This is a genomic window from Pelagerythrobacter sp. Soil_C_18 (genome assembly GCF_057657235.1).
Genome location: NZ_JBDGIU010000001.1, coordinates 898,387 through 915,640 on the forward strand (window position 1 = coordinate 898,387; position 17,254 = coordinate 915,640).

12 protein-coding genes are annotated in these 17,254 nt (G+C 65.8%); 6 read left to right on the top strand and 6 right to left on the bottom strand.

Annotated features, from left to right (window positions below; translation table 11 throughout):
- Positions 1 to 112 precede the first annotated feature (112 nt).
- On the bottom strand, positions 113 to 1,528 hold the full coding sequence (locus tag AC3A5N_RS04175) for a peptide MFS transporter (RefSeq protein ID WP_487736042.1): 1,416 nt from the start codon (positions 1,526 to 1,528) through the stop codon (positions 113 to 115).
- Between the two features lie 34 nt (positions 1,529 to 1,562).
- Complete coding sequence (locus AC3A5N_RS04180) at positions 1,563 to 4,808, bottom strand: LpqB family beta-propeller domain-containing protein (protein WP_487736043.1); 3,246 nt, start codon at positions 4,806 to 4,808, stop codon at positions 1,563 to 1,565.
- Between the two features lie 201 nt (positions 4,809 to 5,009).
- Between AC3A5N_RS04180 and AC3A5N_RS04185 the strand changes: the two genes are divergently transcribed.
- Complete coding sequence (locus AC3A5N_RS04185) at positions 5,010 to 6,098, top strand: PepSY-associated TM helix domain-containing protein (protein ID WP_487736044.1); 1,089 nt, start codon at positions 5,010 to 5,012, stop codon at positions 6,096 to 6,098.
- Here AC3A5N_RS04185 and AC3A5N_RS04190 read toward each other — a convergent pair.
- Positions 6,064 to 7,266 (bottom strand): carbohydrate porin, encoded by a 1,203-nt coding sequence (locus tag AC3A5N_RS04190; RefSeq protein WP_487736045.1) that lies wholly within the window; start codon positions 7,264 to 7,266, stop codon positions 6,064 to 6,066. The genes AC3A5N_RS04185 and AC3A5N_RS04190 overlap by 35 nt on opposite strands.
- 165 nt (positions 7,267 to 7,431) lie before the next feature.
- Between AC3A5N_RS04190 and AC3A5N_RS04195 the strand changes: the two genes are divergently transcribed.
- Positions 7,432 to 8,415 carry a LysR substrate-binding domain-containing protein gene (locus tag AC3A5N_RS04195; protein ID WP_487736046.1) on the top strand — a complete coding sequence of 328 codons (984 nt, stop codon included), beginning with the start codon at positions 7,432 to 7,434 and terminating at the stop codon, positions 8,413 to 8,415.
- Between the two features lie 4 nt (positions 8,416 to 8,419).
- Here the strand turns inward: AC3A5N_RS04195 and AC3A5N_RS04200 are convergent, their stop codons facing one another.
- The gene (locus tag AC3A5N_RS04200; protein ID WP_487736047.1) at positions 8,420 to 9,607 is read right to left on the bottom strand and encodes a serine hydrolase domain-containing protein; all 1,188 of its coding nucleotides are present in this window, start codon (positions 9,605 to 9,607) and stop codon (positions 8,420 to 8,422) included.
- A 193-nt stretch (positions 9,608 to 9,800) separates the two neighbouring features.
- Here AC3A5N_RS04200 and AC3A5N_RS04205 point away from each other — a divergent pair, with 193 nt between their 5' ends.
- From AC3A5N_RS04205 to AC3A5N_RS04220, 4 genes are all read left to right on the top strand, one after another.
- A complete protein-coding gene (locus tag AC3A5N_RS04205; protein WP_487736048.1) occupies positions 9,801 to 10,448 on the top strand; it encodes an FMN-binding negative transcriptional regulator in 648 nt (215 codons plus the stop codon).
- Between the two features lie 103 nt (positions 10,449 to 10,551).
- The gene (locus tag AC3A5N_RS04210) at positions 10,552 to 11,925 is read left to right on the top strand and encodes an aspartate aminotransferase family protein (RefSeq protein ID WP_487736049.1); all 1,374 of its coding nucleotides are present in this window, start codon (positions 10,552 to 10,554) and stop codon (positions 11,923 to 11,925) included.
- 14 nt (positions 11,926 to 11,939) lie between these two features.
- A complete protein-coding gene (locus AC3A5N_RS04215) occupies positions 11,940 to 13,406 on the top strand; it encodes an NAD-dependent succinate-semialdehyde dehydrogenase (RefSeq protein WP_487736050.1) in 1,467 nt (488 codons plus the stop codon).
- A 92-nt stretch (positions 13,407 to 13,498) separates the two neighbouring features.
- Positions 13,499 to 14,812: a putative porin gene (locus tag AC3A5N_RS04220; protein ID WP_487736051.1), complete on the top strand. Its 1,314-nt coding sequence runs from the start codon at positions 13,499 to 13,501 to the stop codon at positions 14,810 to 14,812.
- Here AC3A5N_RS04220 and AC3A5N_RS04225 read toward each other — a convergent pair.
- Together AC3A5N_RS04225 and AC3A5N_RS04230 are read right to left on the bottom strand one after the other, a co-directional pair.
- Complete coding sequence (locus AC3A5N_RS04225; protein ID WP_487736052.1) at positions 14,777 to 16,006, bottom strand: CaiB/BaiF CoA transferase family protein; 1,230 nt, start codon at positions 16,004 to 16,006, stop codon at positions 14,777 to 14,779. The genes AC3A5N_RS04220 and AC3A5N_RS04225 overlap by 36 nt on opposite strands.
- Positions 15,999 to 17,177, bottom strand: coding sequence for an acyl-CoA dehydrogenase (locus tag AC3A5N_RS04230; RefSeq protein ID WP_487736053.1), 1,179 nt, complete (start codon positions 17,175 to 17,177; stop codon positions 15,999 to 16,001). Before AC3A5N_RS04230 ends, AC3A5N_RS04225 begins: the two co-directional genes overlap by 8 nt.
- Positions 17,178 to 17,254 lie beyond the last annotated feature (77 nt).

Consider the following 17,254-nt stretch of genomic DNA (forward strand, 5'->3'; position numbering starts at 1 on the left):
GAGGTGGGAAACCCGGCCCCTCAATGCGGCCGGACCGCGCGCGCTGCCCTGCTCGCCGCCGGTCACACGACGTAAGCCCCGCACGCGGGGCTACGCTTCTATCACCGGAAGCTCAGCCTGGTGCGCGGGGGTTCAGCTTCATCGCCTGCAGCAGCCGCGTCTTGAAGACGAAGAGCAGCAACGCGCCGACCCCGACGACAGCGGCGTGAATCAGCCAGAACGCCGAGGGCGAGACCGTCTCGTAGAACCTGCCGAGCCAGCCGCTGGCGATCCCGCCGGCGAAGATAGCGAGGTAGTAGGATCCGACCATCATCGCGTTCACAGCAGGCGGCGCCGCCCGCGAGGTTAGCGCGAGTGCGATCGGGCCGACATAGAGGAACGACCATGCGCAGATGAAGTGGAAGACCACCGGCCACACGAGGGCCACGGTCCCCCCGCCGGACAGCAGCTCGCCGACGGACAGCCAGATCATGGCTGCAGCGAAGACGAGACAGCCGATCGCGATCTTCGGAAGATCGCCCGGTTCTGCCGAACGCCGCGCCTGAAAGCGCCAGAACCACAGCACGGCTGGCGCGAAGATCAGCACGGCCAGCGAATCCAGCGACTGGAACCAGGTGACGGGCACTGTCAGGCCCAGAATCTCGCGGTCGACCCGGGCGCGGATCCAGAGAGGATATGTGTTCCAGACCTGGCTCTGCGCCGTCCAGAACAGCGCGGTAATGGCGAGCATCACGAAGATCGCGGCGATGATACGCCAGTCGCCCGGCGCGAGCCGCGGCCGTTCGCTCGCACCCTTCCCGATCCTTTCGGGCGGGAGCCAGTGCGCACCGCGCAGGTAGATGACGATCCCGACCAGCATGCCGATGCCGGCCGCGCCGAAGCCGTAGTGCCAGCCGTAGAGTTCGCCCAGCGTGCCGCATACGAGCGGCGCCACGAACGCGCCAATGTTGATCGCCAGGACGTAGAGCGAAAACGCGGTATCGCGCCGCGGGTCGTCCTTGGAGTAAAGATCGCCCACCTGGGCGGCGAGGTTCCCCTTCAACAGGCCAGCCCCCAGGATCAGCGCCGAGAGCGCTGGGAGAAACAGGTTCTCGAACGCCATCAGGAAATGGCCGACCGCCATCAAGGCGCCGCCGAGCAGGACGGCACGGCGCCGGCCGATCCAGCGATCGCCCAGAAGACCGCCAAGCACCGGCATGAAATAGATCAGCCCGACGTAGAGGCCGAACACCTGCGTCGCGAGCGCCTGGATGCTGAGCGGCCCGAACACCGCCTCTACGCCCGTCCTGAAGCCTGCGAATCCGGCCACGCCGCCGATGTTCTCCGGCTGGAACAGGTAAGTCGCCATGTAGAGGACGAGAAGCGCCTGCATCCCGTAGAACGAGAAGCGCTCCCATGCCTCGGTGAAGACGATGAAGGCGAGGCCGCGCGGATGCCCCAGAAACAGCTTGTCCGCCGATCCTGCGTTCCCCCCGTCTCCGTTTAAACGCGCGATCGTCTGCGTGGTTACGCCGTCTGCTGCCTGCACCCTTGATCTCCCGCCGGTCCGGCGAAGCCCATCGTCATTGATGCGCCCACGCCGGTTCCCAATCGATTCCGTTGAAGTCGCGCCCGGTTTCCCAGAAGAACGGCTCGCGCTCGCGCGGGTGGTTGCCGATCTGGTTCATCGTGACGGAGTCGTAGAGCCGCCCGTTCGCGAGCGTGTATCGCACGCTGTTGGAGTTGCGGATGTCCTCGAGCGGATTGCGGTCGAGCACCAGCAGGTCCGCCAGCTTGCCCGGCGCTATGGTTCCGATCTGGCCGTCGAGGCCGAGCGTCCTGGCGCCGTTGATGGTGGCGGTGCGCAGAACCCGGTGGTTCGACATGCCCCCTTCGACCAGCAGCCACATCTCCCAATGAAGCGCGAGGCCGGTGACCTGGCCGTGCGATCCTGCGTTGATCACCACGCCCGCGTCGTCGAGCGCCTTCATCGACCGTGCAGCGGCGCGGAAGCCGATGTCGTAGAGCTCGTCCGCCGCGTGAATGGTGGTCATGCCGCGCACGTGCGGCGGTGCGCCGTAGGGCGCGCCGAGCGGGCTGTAGCCGCTGGTCGTCAACTGGACGAAACGGCGCGCCTTCGGATCCTCCCAGGCGCGGGTGTGCTGGTAGAGGTAGTTCTCCCCCATCAGCTCTCCGAACAGCACGATCAGCGTCGGCGTCTGCGCGACCTCCGACGCCGCCATGAGCTGGACGACGTCGTCGTAGATGTTCTCCAGCGGCATGTTGTGCTGCAGGTTCGTATGACCGTCGAGGATCATGGTGATGTTGTTGTAGAAGTGGCTCTCGCCCTCCACATCGACCATGACCCCGGCCTCGCGGCCGGCGGCGAGGATCTGCTGGCGCTGCCGGCGCATCGGCTGACGGTAGCTCTTGACGATGGCGCCGCCGAGCGCCTTCTTGCGCGCCATCAGCGCATCGGCATCTGCCTGGCTCTCGATCGGAATGTAGACCTTGTCGACCTTTCCGGTCCGTCCATAGGCCACCATTCCGGAATCGATCGCGCGCGGACCGGTCATCATCCCGGCCATCGCCATCTCGCGCGTGGCATAGGTCGCGAGTTCCGAGGTGTAGGGATCGTAGTTGGTCGTCACCCCGTACGCCAGATCGGCATACTGGGTCGGCTGCTTCTCAGGGGTGAGACCGGACGAGCTGTAATAGCAATTGTCCACATGGCCGTGCATGTCGACGAGGCCCGGCATCACGGTCTTGCCGCTGATGTCGATAACCCTGGCATCGGCCGGCACGTCGATCGACGCGGCGGGCCCAACGGCCTGGATCCGGTTCCCGCGCACGACCACCGTGCCGCGCTCGATCACCTCGCCGCCGTGCATGGTGATGATGCGCCCGTTGACGAACGCCAGGGCGCCGCTCGGCACGTCCGCTTCTGCGGTCAGCTCGATCTCGGCGTGGACCACGGGCGAGGCGCCCGAGACCGCGCTTCGATAGATGGTCGGGCCAAGCGCCCAGAGCACCGCGCTCGAATCCGGTGCCCAGGTCAGTTCGTAGCCCCCGAGGCGCCCGAGCGGCTTCGCCCCCTCGGGGGTAATCTCGACCGGGTCCGCGCCCGGCGCAAACGGCTTCAGATAATATTGCTGCTCGTGACGGAAGGCGATCCACTTGAGATCCGGGCTCACCTTCAGCTCGTTCACATCGGCGTGCGACGCGCGCGCATGGATGCGGCGGTCACTTCCGTCGAGCCCAAGGCTTTCGACCTGCGAGACCAGATCATGGCCGGCATAGCTTTCGGTGGTGAACCAGATGCGCGCGCCGTCGGGCGAGAACGCCGCCTCGATGGCCGGCGCACCGACGTAGTGAGACGGCCCTCCGCCAACATCCGTCCAGTAGATGCCCGGACGCGCCCGATGGCCGCCGAGGCAACGATCGCCTTCCGCAATGATGTAGAGGATGCGCTTGCCGTCGGGCGAGAATGCCGGAGCACGCAGGATTCCCGCGCTCTCCACGAGCGTGCGTATTTCTCCGCCGGCATTGCGCACCTTGAGCGTGCCGCCCCGATCATCCTTCCAATCGACGAACGCGACCTGCTTGCCGTCGGGCGAATAGGCCGGATCGAATTCGGGCAGATCTCCCGCCGTGAGACGGGCCGGCGCGCCGCCGGCGGGCTGGCTCCAGATCCTGCCGAGCGCGTTGAAGCTCAGGCGATCGTCACCGGGAGCCCAGGCAAGCTGGCGAATGATCCGGGCGCGGAACTCCTCCGGCGCGAGGTCCTGCGTCACGCGCGGGGGGGCGGTGAGGCGATGAGTGGCCGATGCCGTGAAGGGAATCTCTTCCGTGTCGCCGGTCTCGGTGTCGAGCCGGAGTATCTTGCCGCCCGCCCAGATCGCGAGATGGCGATTGTCGGGGAACCAGTCGTACTGGGGATAATAGATGCCCTGCCCCAGGAAATCCGCCTGATCGTCACGGTCGAGACCGGCGAATACCGGCCACTGCTCGCGCGTTTCCAGATCGTAGAGGAAGAGCACGGTGTCCGTCTTGACGCGCCTCAGGAAGGCGAGCTTGCGGCCGTCGGGCGAAACTGCGGGGGTAGTGGCGCTGCCGAATCCCTTCACCAGTTCCTCGACCGAACCGGTGCGAAGATCGCGCCGCTTGACCGCGTAGTTGATGTGGTTCGCATCGACATAGACGACCGACGCCGTCGGGGCGGATACCTTCTCGGTGTAGTACAACCAGCGGCCGTCTCGCCCGAACGTCGGTTCGTGCACGTTCTCGCCGTTCGCCGGTGCGGCGACGAGCTGCGTGTCGTCGCCCGTGGCGACGTCGTAGAGACGAATCTCGGACGCGTGCAGCTTGTCCGCGCTGTCGAACATCCGCGCCGCAGCGACGCTCTTCCCATCGACGCTCCAGGCCGGGCCGGTGACGGCGAGCGTCGTCTCGCGTGAGATCTGGCGAGCGTCCGATCCATCAATGCGCGAGGTCCAGATGTTGTCCGCGCCATCCTCGTCGCTGAGGTACAGCAGCCTCGTGCCATCGGGGCTGAAACGGGGGCTGCGCTGCATCGCAGGGCCGCCATGGACGAGCTGCGCCCAGCCGCCACCGGCGGGCATGACATAGATGTCGTTGAGGAGATCGAAGGCGATCGTCTTCCCGTCGGGACTGACGTCGACGCTCATCCAGGTGCCCTCGGAGACTGTAATGTTCACGTCCCGGTGGGGCAGGCTGGCGGGCGGCGACGGCTCGGCGGCCACGGGCACGCTGGACGTATAGGGAGCAAGCGTCAGGGCGAGCACCAGCCCCAACCAGGCAACTTTCATTCTTCCCCTCCCCACAAGCACCCTCGCCCTTTCGATCAGCGGTCGCGCAGGGAAATGCAACACAGGGCCCCCGGCGCAGACAGGCGCGTTCGAAGCATACCCTGTTGCGGCGAAGTCACCACCGCCACCCTCATTCGCATCTGGCGTGATGCGGGTGGACGCCCACTCTGTACCCGTCCGAACCGAGGGGGATGAAGCACAATGGCGGCAGTCCGCACAAGCGCCCGGCGGGTGCACAAGTACCTGAGCCTCGCCGCGGCGGTCTTCTGGCTGCTTCAGGCTCTCAGCGGCATTGCGATCTCGTTCCGGGCGGAGCTGGACGACTGGTGGCTGAGCGGCGTTCCCACCGAAACCCGCGTCGAAAGGCTGGGCGAGAGGATCGAGGCGGTCGAGCGCGGCGGACTGGACGTCAGCGGCATGTGGGCGACCGGAGGCATCCCCGGCCAGTACGACATCTACGCCGCGGCGCCCGGCGGCGACCGAACCATTCGCGTGAACGGCGGGGGCGAAGTGTTGCGCGACAGGCCCGATCACGAGAAATTTTCCGACGGCGCCGTGTTCGAGACGCTGACGCTATTCCACAAGTCGCTCCTGCTCGGGAGTACGGGCGCGGTACTGATCGGAATCAGCGGTCTGCTGCTCTTCAGCAACATCGTGCTCGGGCTTACTGCGGCCTGGCCTGCGAGAAACTTACGGCGCGCGCTGACCACCCAGCCTCGCGGGCCGAGCTCGGCCCGCATCGCGGGCTGGCACCGACTGCTGGGCCTGTGGGTGGGCGTGCCCGCGGCGCTCATGGTCGCAGCGGGTATCCAGCTTGCTTTTCTGGACACGATCGAGGGCGCAGTCGGGGGCGGCCTCGCCGACCCGGCGGCAAGCCTCTCCGGCCCAGTTGCCGTTACACCAGGCGAGGCGATGGCGCGCGCCCTCGCCCGTTACCCTGGCGCAGAACTCACGGCGCTCTCGATGCCCGGCGAGGACGCGCCCTGGTACCGGATCAGATTGCGAGCGGCTGGCGAGATCCCTCGTCAGTTCGGAGCGACCACCGTGTGGGTGTCCTCCGTCGATGGCACTATTCTCGGCGACCATGACGCGCGAACGAGCAGGCCTGCGCGCCGGCTGATCGAGTGGCTCTATCCCATTCACACAGGCCAGATCGGCGCCGTCCCCGGCCGCCTTCTCAATCTCGCGATCGGATGCTGGCTCGTAACGATGATCTTCCTCGGCGTGCTCAGTTGGCAGCGGCGCGCCAGGCGTGTCAGCGAAAGCCGGCGCTCAGGCGCAGACCGATGACCAGCGCGTCGTCGAGAGCCGGATTCCAGCCGGGATTGCGCACGTACTGAATATCGGGCTGAATAGTCACTACCGGCGTCAGCGCATGAACGTAGCTGAGTTCGAAGTTCGTCTCGGCCCGCTGGGCCCTGTCGCCGCTGATCGCTGCGGCATCGATCGCCGGATCGCCGAGCCGCGCATGCGCAATGGCGAAGCCGATGCCCCGGTCCTCGGTGCCGTAGCGAACCCCACCGCCCAGGTAGGTCCCGACCGGGAGGACGTCCTCATTGGCAATGCCGACCCGAACCCATGATTCGAGCTTTTCGCCGGTGTGTGCCGTTGCGAGCGTCGTCTCCATGGCGGCGTAAGCGCCACGACTGCGCCACCGATCGCCGGCCGCGTCGTCCGGGTGCAGGAGGTCGGGGGAAGCGGCGCTATATGCCCAGAGGCCGGCGTAGGCTCGCACACTTTCGAACCGATGCTCGGCCTCGGCAATCAACAGCAACCCATCTTCGCCCGGGAATGGCACGACGGTCTTCTTCGGGTTCGCAGGGTCGCCGGCGACTGCGTTGAAAGCCCCCACCCTCGCTCCCCAGCGTTCGGCTTCGAAGCCATAGACGACCGCGGTGGTCGTGGTCGGGAAGATGGAGGGACCGTTCGCTCCCGACTGCGACAGCTCGGGGCCGATGCCATGCGAGCTGTTGAGAAACATGCTCCCGACCTGCTGCATGTCGAACTCGCGATTGAGATCGATCAACCCCGCCTTGATGCGATGCCGCCCCCCCTCCACTCCCAGTTGCAGCCAGGCTTCAATTGGGCGAATTCCGGGCACGGCCTCGATGTTGCTGACGACCTGCCCGTCGCCCACGACGTTCTCCGAAAATCCATCGCCATCGACGAATTGCACTTCGACAAAACCGGAGATTTCGAGCGGACCGCTGCGCAAATCGTTCACACCGGCGGCAACGCTCGCCAGCCCGAGCAAACGGCTGTCACGGCGCTGCCCTCCTGACTGGTTAGCCAGCGCATCGATCGTAATCGCACCCTCGACAAAGGTCCGAGGATTCTCCGAGGCAGCGATCGGCGAAGCCATCGCTGTTCCGCTTGCCGCCAGCGCCGAGCCCAGCATCGCGTGAGCACGCCGGAATCGGGAGAACCAATGCTCGGCCATGTGTTGCATGTCAGCCATCGGGGGCACGTTGGACCATAGGTGCACGTACGTCGCCAGATGCCAAGGTCGGAGGGTGTGGTGCAGATGCAGCACCGCCACGCATTCGGGTTGCCCCCCTTGACCCGTCCGTCGCAGCACCGAATGATAGGCAATTCACTCTCGCGAATGCATCGAAGGATTTGAATGGCGGACGATCAGCCCCTGGTTCCAAGATCCGACAATCCGCCTTCGCGGAAAGCCCTGCCCCCGTTCGAAGCGCTGCGGGCCTTCGACGCCGTTGCACGGTTGGGCGGCGTCAGGCGGGCGGCACAATGGCTTGACCGTGATCACGCCGTGATCAGCCGCCATCTCCGCGCGATCGAGTCCTGGGCCGGCGTGCAACTGGTGGAGCGCACGCCGTACGGCATTGCCCTCACCGAGCGGGGCCGCAACTATCACGGTCGGGTGTCCTTCGCGATGGACATGCTGGCTCACGCCACGCTCGATCTGATGAGCGAGGGCCATCACCGGCGGCTTCACATCTGGAGCACCTCGGGCTTCGCGCTGCACTGGCTCTCGAGCCGACTGGAGCAGTTCGAGCGGCGCAACAACGATGCCGACATCGTCCTGCGTCCCACCGACCATAGTCCGGACTTCGCCGCCCACGAGGCTGACGTCGACGTTCGCTTTCACGCGACCTACGAAGCGGAGCCGGAACTGCTGCCGCAACTCAGGCGCCAAATTCTGGTGGAGGCCCCCATCATTGCGGTTGCCAGTCCGAGCTATCTAGGCAGCACCCAAACTCCGAAGACGCCCGCGGACCTCCTCCAGCACCGGCTGCTTCACGAAGACAGCTTCCAGACCTGGGCCAAATGGCTCGCCTCCTATGGCGTGGAAGACAGCTCCGGCCTCACCGGAGCGCGGCTGTGGGAGGGGCATCTCACGCTGGACGCAGCGCGGCACGGGCGAGGCATCGCGCTTGCCAATCCGGTGACGGCCGGCGCCGATCTTCAATCAGGAGCCCTGATCGACATCGGAAAAGACAATCCGCATTTCGCGCCGCGCCTCGGCCGCTATACGCTCTATGCCCGTCGCGACCGCTGGAATGATCCGTTGCTCAGGCGGTTCAGGCAGTGGGTCACCTCCGCCCTGACGGCCGATTATCCGGCGCTGAAATCCGCCGCCTGATCGATCACCGCAGCGCCTCGACAGCCGAATTGAAGAAGTGGTTGTCGAGTATCGCTTCGGCGAACTTTGGCTTCGACCGCGAACTGAGCACCGTCAGCACCACACGCTCGGCAGGATTGACGTAGATGTACTGCCCGAAGATCCCGCGGGCGCTGAACGCGCCGTCGGCGAACGATCCTTCGGCATTGGGGACCGGCCACCACATGTACCCGTAGTTCAGGGGCTCGCCGCCTGCTTCGCGCGGCACCGTGGACTCCTCGATCCAACCCGTAGGCAGCACCTGCTCGTCCTCGATCCGGCCGCCGTTCATGGCGAAGAGGCCGAGCCGTGCATAGTCGCGGAGGGTGGCGCAGATGCCACTGCCGGCGACTTCGAGTCCGTCCGGCGCTTCGAGCCACCATTCGGCGTTGGCGTCCATACCGAGCCGCGACCAGAGCTTTTCCGAAAGATAGTCCGCGAGCCACCGCCCCGTCGCTGCCTTGACCAGCGCCCCCACGACATGGGTTTCGCCGGTGCTGTAGTTCCAGCGCGTGCCAGGCTCCGCGATGCGCGGGAGGCTCGCCATGTACTTCAGAATCGTGTCCGGCTGCTGCCCAACCTGTAGGGCAAGCATGTGGCGCCGGTGTGAGTTGGCGTCGGTATGGGTGTCGTCCCATTCGACACCCGAGGTCATCTGCATCAAGTGGCGGATCGAGACCCCGTCATAACCGCTTCCCCGCAACTCGGGCAGGTAGTCGGTCAGAGGATCGTCAACACTGCCGATGAACCCGTCGCGGATGGCAATACCGATCAGGAGCGTGCTCACGGACTTCGCCATCGACATGGACATCCACCGCGTGCTGGCGTCGGCCCCGAGTTCGTAGCGCTCGTGAACGACCTTCCCGTCCTTCAGCATGAGCAGGCCGACGAGCCGGTTGCGCGAGACGTAGTCGTAGAGATCGAACTCTTGTTCGCCAGCCCTGACGGGGAAATCCTCGACGGTGTCGGCCCTCTGCGGCAAGTCGCGGATCGGACCGTTGCCACGCGAGATACGCCGGCAGGGGAACACCCGGTGCGTGTTGCGGAACAGGTGCACCTGCTCGCCAGGCATCAGTTTCCCCGCATAAGCCTGCTCGATCGAAGCCAGGGGCTGCTCGCTTCCATCGGCACTCGCGATTACTTCCCCCAACGCTTCACACTCCCCGGCTTTCATGATCCATGCCTGTGAGGTCTATCGAAGGACGGAGGGATGATCCGGTGCGAAAGCTATCCTTGGCCGGTGAGATCGAGTCACCACTACTCGGCTACCCTCGGTGCCTCCTCCGCACCGGCGAGCGCGCATTCGGCATCTGTCTGCGCGCGCGCCCGCGGACATGATGAGAGCAAGCGATCGGGAGAGATGAATTATGGACGACGAACGCCGCCTCTACGCGCCCAAAGCCTACATCGCGGACGATCCGCGGCAGATCGTGCGCGACCACCCCTTCGCGCTTCTCGTCACGACTGGCGAGAGCGGTCCTTGGGCGACCTCGGTCCCCATCTATTTCGAGAGCGAGGATCCGGCAGAAATGCGGCTGATCGGGCACATGGCCCGACACAATCCACATGCGCGGGCGCTTCGGGCCGGAAAGCCCGCGCTGGCGGTGTTTGCCGGACCGCACGCTTATGTTTCGGCTGCCTGGTATCAAGAACGTCCGACGGTGCCGACCTGGAACTATGTCACCGCGCATGTCCGGGGAACACTCAATCCCATCGATGACGACGACACGCAGTTGCGACTGCTCGATCGTGTGACCGAGATGGTCGAGCGGGGACACAGCTCCCCCTGGACGATGGCGCAGGCGCCGGAAGGCCGTGTCGACGCGCTCCTGCCCCACATACGGTCGTTCCGCATCGACATCGGCAGCATCGAAGGCGTCACCAAGCTGAGCCAGACCCATCCGGCCGGCGACCGCGCGAGGGTGATCGACGCGCTCGAAGCCCGCGGCTGGTTCGGCGATCAGGAGATTGCGGCCCTCATGCGTGAGAACGAACAGGCAGCCCAGGAGACGTGATCCGGCGGTGCGCCCCGCGCACCGGCACTGGCGATTTAATCATCTGATGCCTCCCACCCGAGCGGCATACCCCGAACCGGAACCGAAGGAATGGGAGTTCGAGATGGAGCAGATTACCACCACCACCGCCGAATGGCAGGCGCTGGACCGTGAGCACCATCTGCATCCATTCACCGATCCCAAAGTGCTTGGCGAACAAGGCGTTCGCGTCTTCACCCACGCGGATGGCTGCTACATCTGGGACAGCGACGGCAACAAGATTCTCGATACTATGGCCGGCCTGTGGTGCGTGAATGTCGGCTATGGCCGTCAGGAACTTGTCGACGCCGCATCGAAGCAGATGGCGACGCTGCCGTACTACAACACCTTCTTCTCCAGCTCGACGCCGACCCAGATCCGGCTCGCCCGCCGCCTTTCGGAGCTGACTCCGGCGGGGCTCGACTACTTCTTCTTCGCCAACTCGGGTTCCGAGGCCAACGACACGATCATCAGGCTCGTGCGCCATTTCTGGGAAGTTCAGGGCCAACCGAGCAAGAACGTCTTCATCGGCCGCACCCTCGGCTATCACGGCAGCACGCTTGCCGCGACGAGCCTGGGCGGCATGGCCCCGATGCATGCGATGGGTCAGTCGCTCCTGCCCGGCTTCGAGCATATCATGGAGCCGCACTGGTACCGGCACGGCCAGGGCAAGACGCCAGAGGAATTCGGCCTCGAAGCGGCGCGCGCACTCGAGACCAAGATTCTGGAACTGGGTGCCGAGAACGTCGCCGCCTTCGTCGCGGAACCGGTGCAGGGTGCCGGCGGCGTGATCGATCCGCCCTCCACCTACTGGCCCGAGATCCAGCGTATCTGCAGGAAATACGACATCCTGCTGGTGGCGGACGAGGTGATCTGCGGGTTCGGCCGCACGGGCAACTGGTTCGGATCGGACACGTACGGCATCGAACCAGACCTGATGCCGATGGCGAAGGGTCTTTCGTCGGGTTACCTTCCAATCGCCGCGGTCGCTATGAACAAGCGCGTGAGCGACGCCATCAACGGCGGCGGCGTGATATCGCACGGCTACACGTATTCGGGGCACCCGGTGTCCTGCGCGGTCGCGCTCGCCAATATCGACATCATCGAGCGTGAAGGCCTGATCGAGAAGGTGCGCGAGGAGACCGCACCCTATTTCCGGAGCTCCTTACAGCAACTGGCGGACTCCCACCCAATCGTCGGCGAGCTGCGCGGCGTCAGCCTGATCGCCGGTCTCCAACTGGTGCGCGACAAGGCCAGCCGCGAGTTCTTCGCGGCTACCGAGCAGCCGGCGATCGAATGCCGGGAGCACTGCATCGGGGAGAACCTCATCCTCCGCGCCGTGGGCCACACGATGGTCGCTTGTCCGCCGCTCACGATCGGACGCTCCGAAATCGACGAGATGATCGAGAAGACCAAGATCGGCCTCGACAAGACGGCAGCGGCCCACGGCCTTTTGTAACGGGAGGCCGGGCGATGAATGTGATGACCAACATGGACCGGGGGAAGGATGCGGACCTCCTCGCCCGGATCGCGCCGGGGAACAACATCACGGCTCGTTTCCCGGTCAGCAATCCGGCCACCGGCGCGCATATCGCGGATGTGGCGGACATGGATGCCGAAGACGCCGCCCGGGCGGTGGCCAAGGCCAAGGAGGCGCTTCCCGCCTGGGCAGCGAAAACGGCAAAGGAACGCGCCGCGATCCTGCGCCGCTGGCACGACCTCATCCTCGACAACCAGGAGGCGCTCGCCACCCTGCTCACTCGAGAACAGGGTAAGCCGATCGCAGAGGCGATGGGCGAGATCGTCTATGGGGCGAGCTTCGTCGAGTGGTTCGCCGAGGAAGGCAAGCGCGCCTACGGCGACGTCATTCCCACCAACGCGCCGGGCCGCCGCCTGCTCGTGCTGCGTCAACCGGTCGGTGTGGTCGGGGCCATCACGCCGTGGAACTTCCCGGTCGGCATGGTGACGCGCAAGGTCGCGCCCGCGCTTGCGGCGGGCTGCACTATCGTCCTGAAGCCGGCCGAGGATACCCCTTTGAGCGCACTGGCATTGGCGGCGCTCGCACGGGACGCCGACTTTCCCGAAGGTGTGCTCGAGGTGGTCACCGCCGCCCGAGCGGAATCCGTTGCCCGGGTGCTGACGGACAGCCCCGATGTCCGCAAGCTATCTTTCACCGGGTCCACGCGGGTCGGCAAGCTGCTGATGGCGCAATGCGCGGGGACGGTGAAGAAGCTCTCGCTCGAGCTGGGCGGGAATGCGCCGTTTATCGTCTTCGACGATGCCGACATCGACGCGGCGGTTGCGGGCGCGATCCAGTCGAAATTCCGCAACGCCGGGCAAACCTGCGTCTGCGCCAATCGCCTCTTCGTTCAGTCCGGCGTCGCCGACGAGTTCACGGCCCGTTTCGCAGCCGCGGTCGAAGCCTTGGCGGTGGGAGAGGGTTTGGCGGGCGGAAACGCGATCGGTCCGCTGATCAATTCGGCAGCGGTAGCGAAAGTGGACGGGCTCGTGCGCGACGCTCTTGCGAAGGGGGCGCAGTGCGTGCTCGGCGGCGGGGGACACGCCCTCGGCGGCAATTTCTACGCGCCCACGATCCTGACCGGCATCGATTCCTCGATGGAGATCGCCAGTGCGGAGATCTTCGGGCCGGTCGCGCCGGTCATGCCGTTCGAGACGGAGGAGGAGGTCGTCGCACGGGCGAACGACACGCCCTACGGGCTCGCCGCCTATTTCTGGACTCGCGACCTCGGGCGCGCGTGGCGCGTGGCGGAGCAGCTCGAATACGGGATGATCGGCCTCAACGAAGGGATCATTTCGAGCGAAGCCGCACCCTTCGGCGGGGTCAAGGAATCGGGCATCGGCCGCGAAGGTTCGAAGTACGGTTTGGATGAGTTCCTCGAGCTCAAATACTTCACGATGGGCGGCCTTTCCGCACGGTAGCGACCAGCGAACCGCCCGCCGGTTGCGCTCTCTCGACACCTTTTGAGGCGCAGGCGTCGTCTGCAAGGCGCGACAAACGAAAGGAAGCAAGCATGCGACTGAAACTCGCCGCCGCTCTGCTCGCAACGACGTTCGTGACCGCTCCGGTCCTGGCGCGGAGCGAGGCCGACAAGGACGCGCGCATAACGGAACTGGAAGCGCACCTAGAGGCACAGGAGGTGCGCATCCGGCAGCTCGAGGAGCGGCTTCTGACGGCTGTCGAAGGAGGACGGTCGCTGGCCGAAGCCTCGGCCATTCCCCGAACCCGCGCCTCAGCGGTACCGGCCGCAAACGGGGCTTCCCAAGCCCCTCGCCTCGCCGCCGCCGCTCCGACAGCGCCCGCCGCTTCTTCGGCACTGAGCGTCTCGGGCGACTTGCGCCTGCGTTACGAACACAACGGAAGCGACAACGACGCGCCCGGCGATGGCCGGGGTGTCCTCCGCGCCCGCGTGCGCGCCGCGTATCAGGTCAACGACTGGCTCGAGCTCGGCGGTCAGCTGGTCACCGGCAGTCAGGACGACCCGAACACGACCGACGTGACGCTGGGGAATTTCGACGACGATCTCGAAGTCAGCCTGGATCAGGCTTATGCGCATATCACCCGCGGCGGCTTGGACATCTGGGGCGGCAAGATTCCCCAGGTGTTTCGCCGGACCGACCTCGTCTGGGACGGCGATGTAAGCCCGCAGGGCATTGCCGCGCGGTACCGAGTTCCCCTTTCATCCGCCGTCTCGCTCGGCGCGACCGGTATCTACTTCCCCATCGACCGTTCGGTAACCGGCCCGGACAGCACGATGACGGGGGGCCAGATCGAACTCGCTGCCGGTGGCTCCATGTGGTCGGGAGCGCTCGCCGCCGCCTACTACGACTATCGGCTCGGGAGCGTTGCCACGGCCGATGCGGGCGACTTTCGGGGCAACTTGCTCGGCCCGGACGGCCGCTATCTGTCGGACTTCGATCTCATCGACGTGATCGCCGAAGTCAGCGTTCGGCCCTTGGGCGCACGCTGGCCGATCTCCGTCACCGCGGACTATGTGAAGAACCTCGGCGCCTCGACCGCCGCCGACAGCGGCTACAGCGTCGCGCTCGCGCTCGGCAGATCGAGCGAGGCCGGTGACTGGCGGTTCGGTTACGGCTACTCTCAGGCCGAAGCCGACGCGGTCTTTGCCGCATTCTCGCAGGACAATATCAATCTCGCGACGAACTACCGGCTGCACTCGCTCACCGCCGACTACGTCTATCGCAAGGACCTGATCCTCAACGCGACGCTCTATCTCTACCGTCCCGACGACCCGCTCTATGCCGGAACCGAAGATCCGGACGACTGGCTCTCACGGCTGCGGCTGAACGCTCTCTTCACGTTTTGACGCGGGCCGGCACGGCGCGGCCCAGCCGAGAGCGCGGATGGCCGTGCCGTGCTCATCCAGCACCGGCGGTCCGAGATCGCCTCGCGGCGGAGAAGCCGAGAGGCGCACCGGGCAGGCAACGCCGGGGACCAGGCCCAGAGCGGCGTGCGGCATATCCTTCCGAATTTCCCGAGCCTGCACATGCGGATCGGCGAAGACGTCGCCGATCGTATTGACAGGACCCGCCGGAATGCCCGCAGCGCGCAGTGCGTCGATCCATTCGTCGGCGGTGCGACGCCGGAATTCCGCCTCGAGCATGGGGATCAGCTTGTCGCGGCCGGCTACGCGCCCGGCATTGGTCGCATACGCAGGGTCACGGCCGAGGTCCTCACGCCCGAGGAGTATACAAAGCTGCCCGAACTGCGCGTCGTTCCCCACCGCCAGCGCGATCGTCCGCGTCGAGGTTTCGAACGCCTGGTAAGGAACGATGCTGGGATGAGCGTTGCCGTGCCTCTGCGGGTCACAGCCCGCGGCAAGATAGCCCGCAGCTTGATTGGCGAGTGCGGCCACTTGAACGTCGAGGAGCGACGTCTCGACCCATTGGCCTCGCCCTGTGTTCGACCGCTGGTGGAGCGCCGCCAGAATGCCGTTACAGGCGTAGAGGCCCGTCAGAATGTCAGTCAGCGCCACCCCTGCCTTCATCGGCGGCCCGCCCAGCTCGCCGGTAAGGCTCATGAGGCCGCCCATCGCCTGGATGATGAAGTCGTATCCGGGCAGGCTTGCATAGGGCCCGTCCTGTCCAAAACCCGAGATCGAGCAATAGACGAGGCGCGGATTGCGCGCCGACAGCACGGCGTAGTCCAGGCCATATCGGGCCAGCGCGCCCACTTTGAAGTTCTCGACCAGCACGTCGGCCTCGTCGGCCAGAGAGGCAACGAGCGCTGCGCCGTCCGCGTCGCTGATATCCACCGCGAGCGATCGTTTGCCGCGGTTGGCGCAGGTGAAGTAGGCCGCCTCGCGGCTGTCCTCCCCGTGCGTGAACCACGGCGGCCCCCATCCCCGAGTGTCATCCCCCGTGCCGGGTCGCTCAATCTTGATCACGTCCGCGCCGAGATCTGCCAAAAGCTGCGTCGCCCAGGGGCCGGCAAGGACGCGGCTGAGATCGAGGACGCGAACGCCCTCGAGCGCCCGCGCGGGTGCGGTGTTCTCAGGCAAAGGCGGCGAGCCCCGTCTGCGCCCGACCGAGGATCAGCGCATGGATGTCGTGGGTCCCCTCGTAGGTATTGACCGCTTCCAGGTTGCAGGCGTGGCGCATCACGTGAAACTCGTCCGAAATCCCGTTCCCGCCGTGGATATCGCGCGCTTCCCGCGCAATGACCAGCGCCTTGCCGCAACTGTTGCGCTTGACGATGGAGATGTTCGCAACCGGACAGCGCCCTTCGTCCAGCAGCCGCCCCACGCGCAGGCAGGCCTGCAGGCCGAGCGTGATCTCCACCTGCATTTCGACGAGCTTGCGCTGGATGAGCTGGGCCGCCGCCAGCGGGCGGCCGAATTGAACGCGATCGAGGGCGTACTGGCGCGCGGCGTGCCAGCAGAACTCCGCTGCGCCCAGCGCCCCCCAGGAAATCCCGTAACGCGCCTTGTTGAGGCAGCCGAACGGCCCGCCCAGTCCTTGCGCATTCGGAAGAAGTGCGGTCTCGGGAACGAAGACGTCGTCGAGGACGATCTCTCCGGTCACGGAGGCCCGCAAGGCCAGCTTGCCCTCGATCTTCGGCGCGGAGTAACCGCTGGCTCCCGCTTCGACGATGAAGCCGCGGATCACTCCGTCCAGCTTCGCCCAGACGACCGCAAGGTCGGCGATGGGGCTGTTGGTGATCCACATCTTGCCGCCGTTGAGGCGATAGCCGCCGTCCACCCGGTCGGCGCGCGTGCGCATCCCGTCCGGATCGGAGCCGTGATCGGGTTCGGTCAGTCCGAAGCAACCGATCAGGCGCCCCGACGCGAGCTCGGGCAGGTACCTGGAGCGCTGAGCATCGTCTCCGTATGCGTAGATCGGGTGCATGACGAGCGACGACTGGACACTCATCGCAGAGCGATAGCCCGAGTCCACGCGCTCGACTTCGCGCGCGACGAGCCCATAGGCCACGTGCCCCGCCTCTGCGCCACCGTAAGCTTCGGGCAGAGTGGCACCGAGGAGTCCGAGCGCGCCCATTTCGGTCATGATCTCCCGGTCGAAGCTCTCATGACGCGCGGCGAGCAGGACACGCGGCATCAATGATGATTGACAGTAATCACGTGCCGTGTCGCGGATCAGACGTTCCTCATCGGTGATCTGCGATTCCAGATCGAATGGGTCGTCCCATTGGAACCCCGCCAACTCCGCCATTATCATCGCTCCTGTCGCAACATCCTTCCCGGACAGAAAGCCTAAGGATACGAGGAAGAGAAAGCGAAATCTTGCGA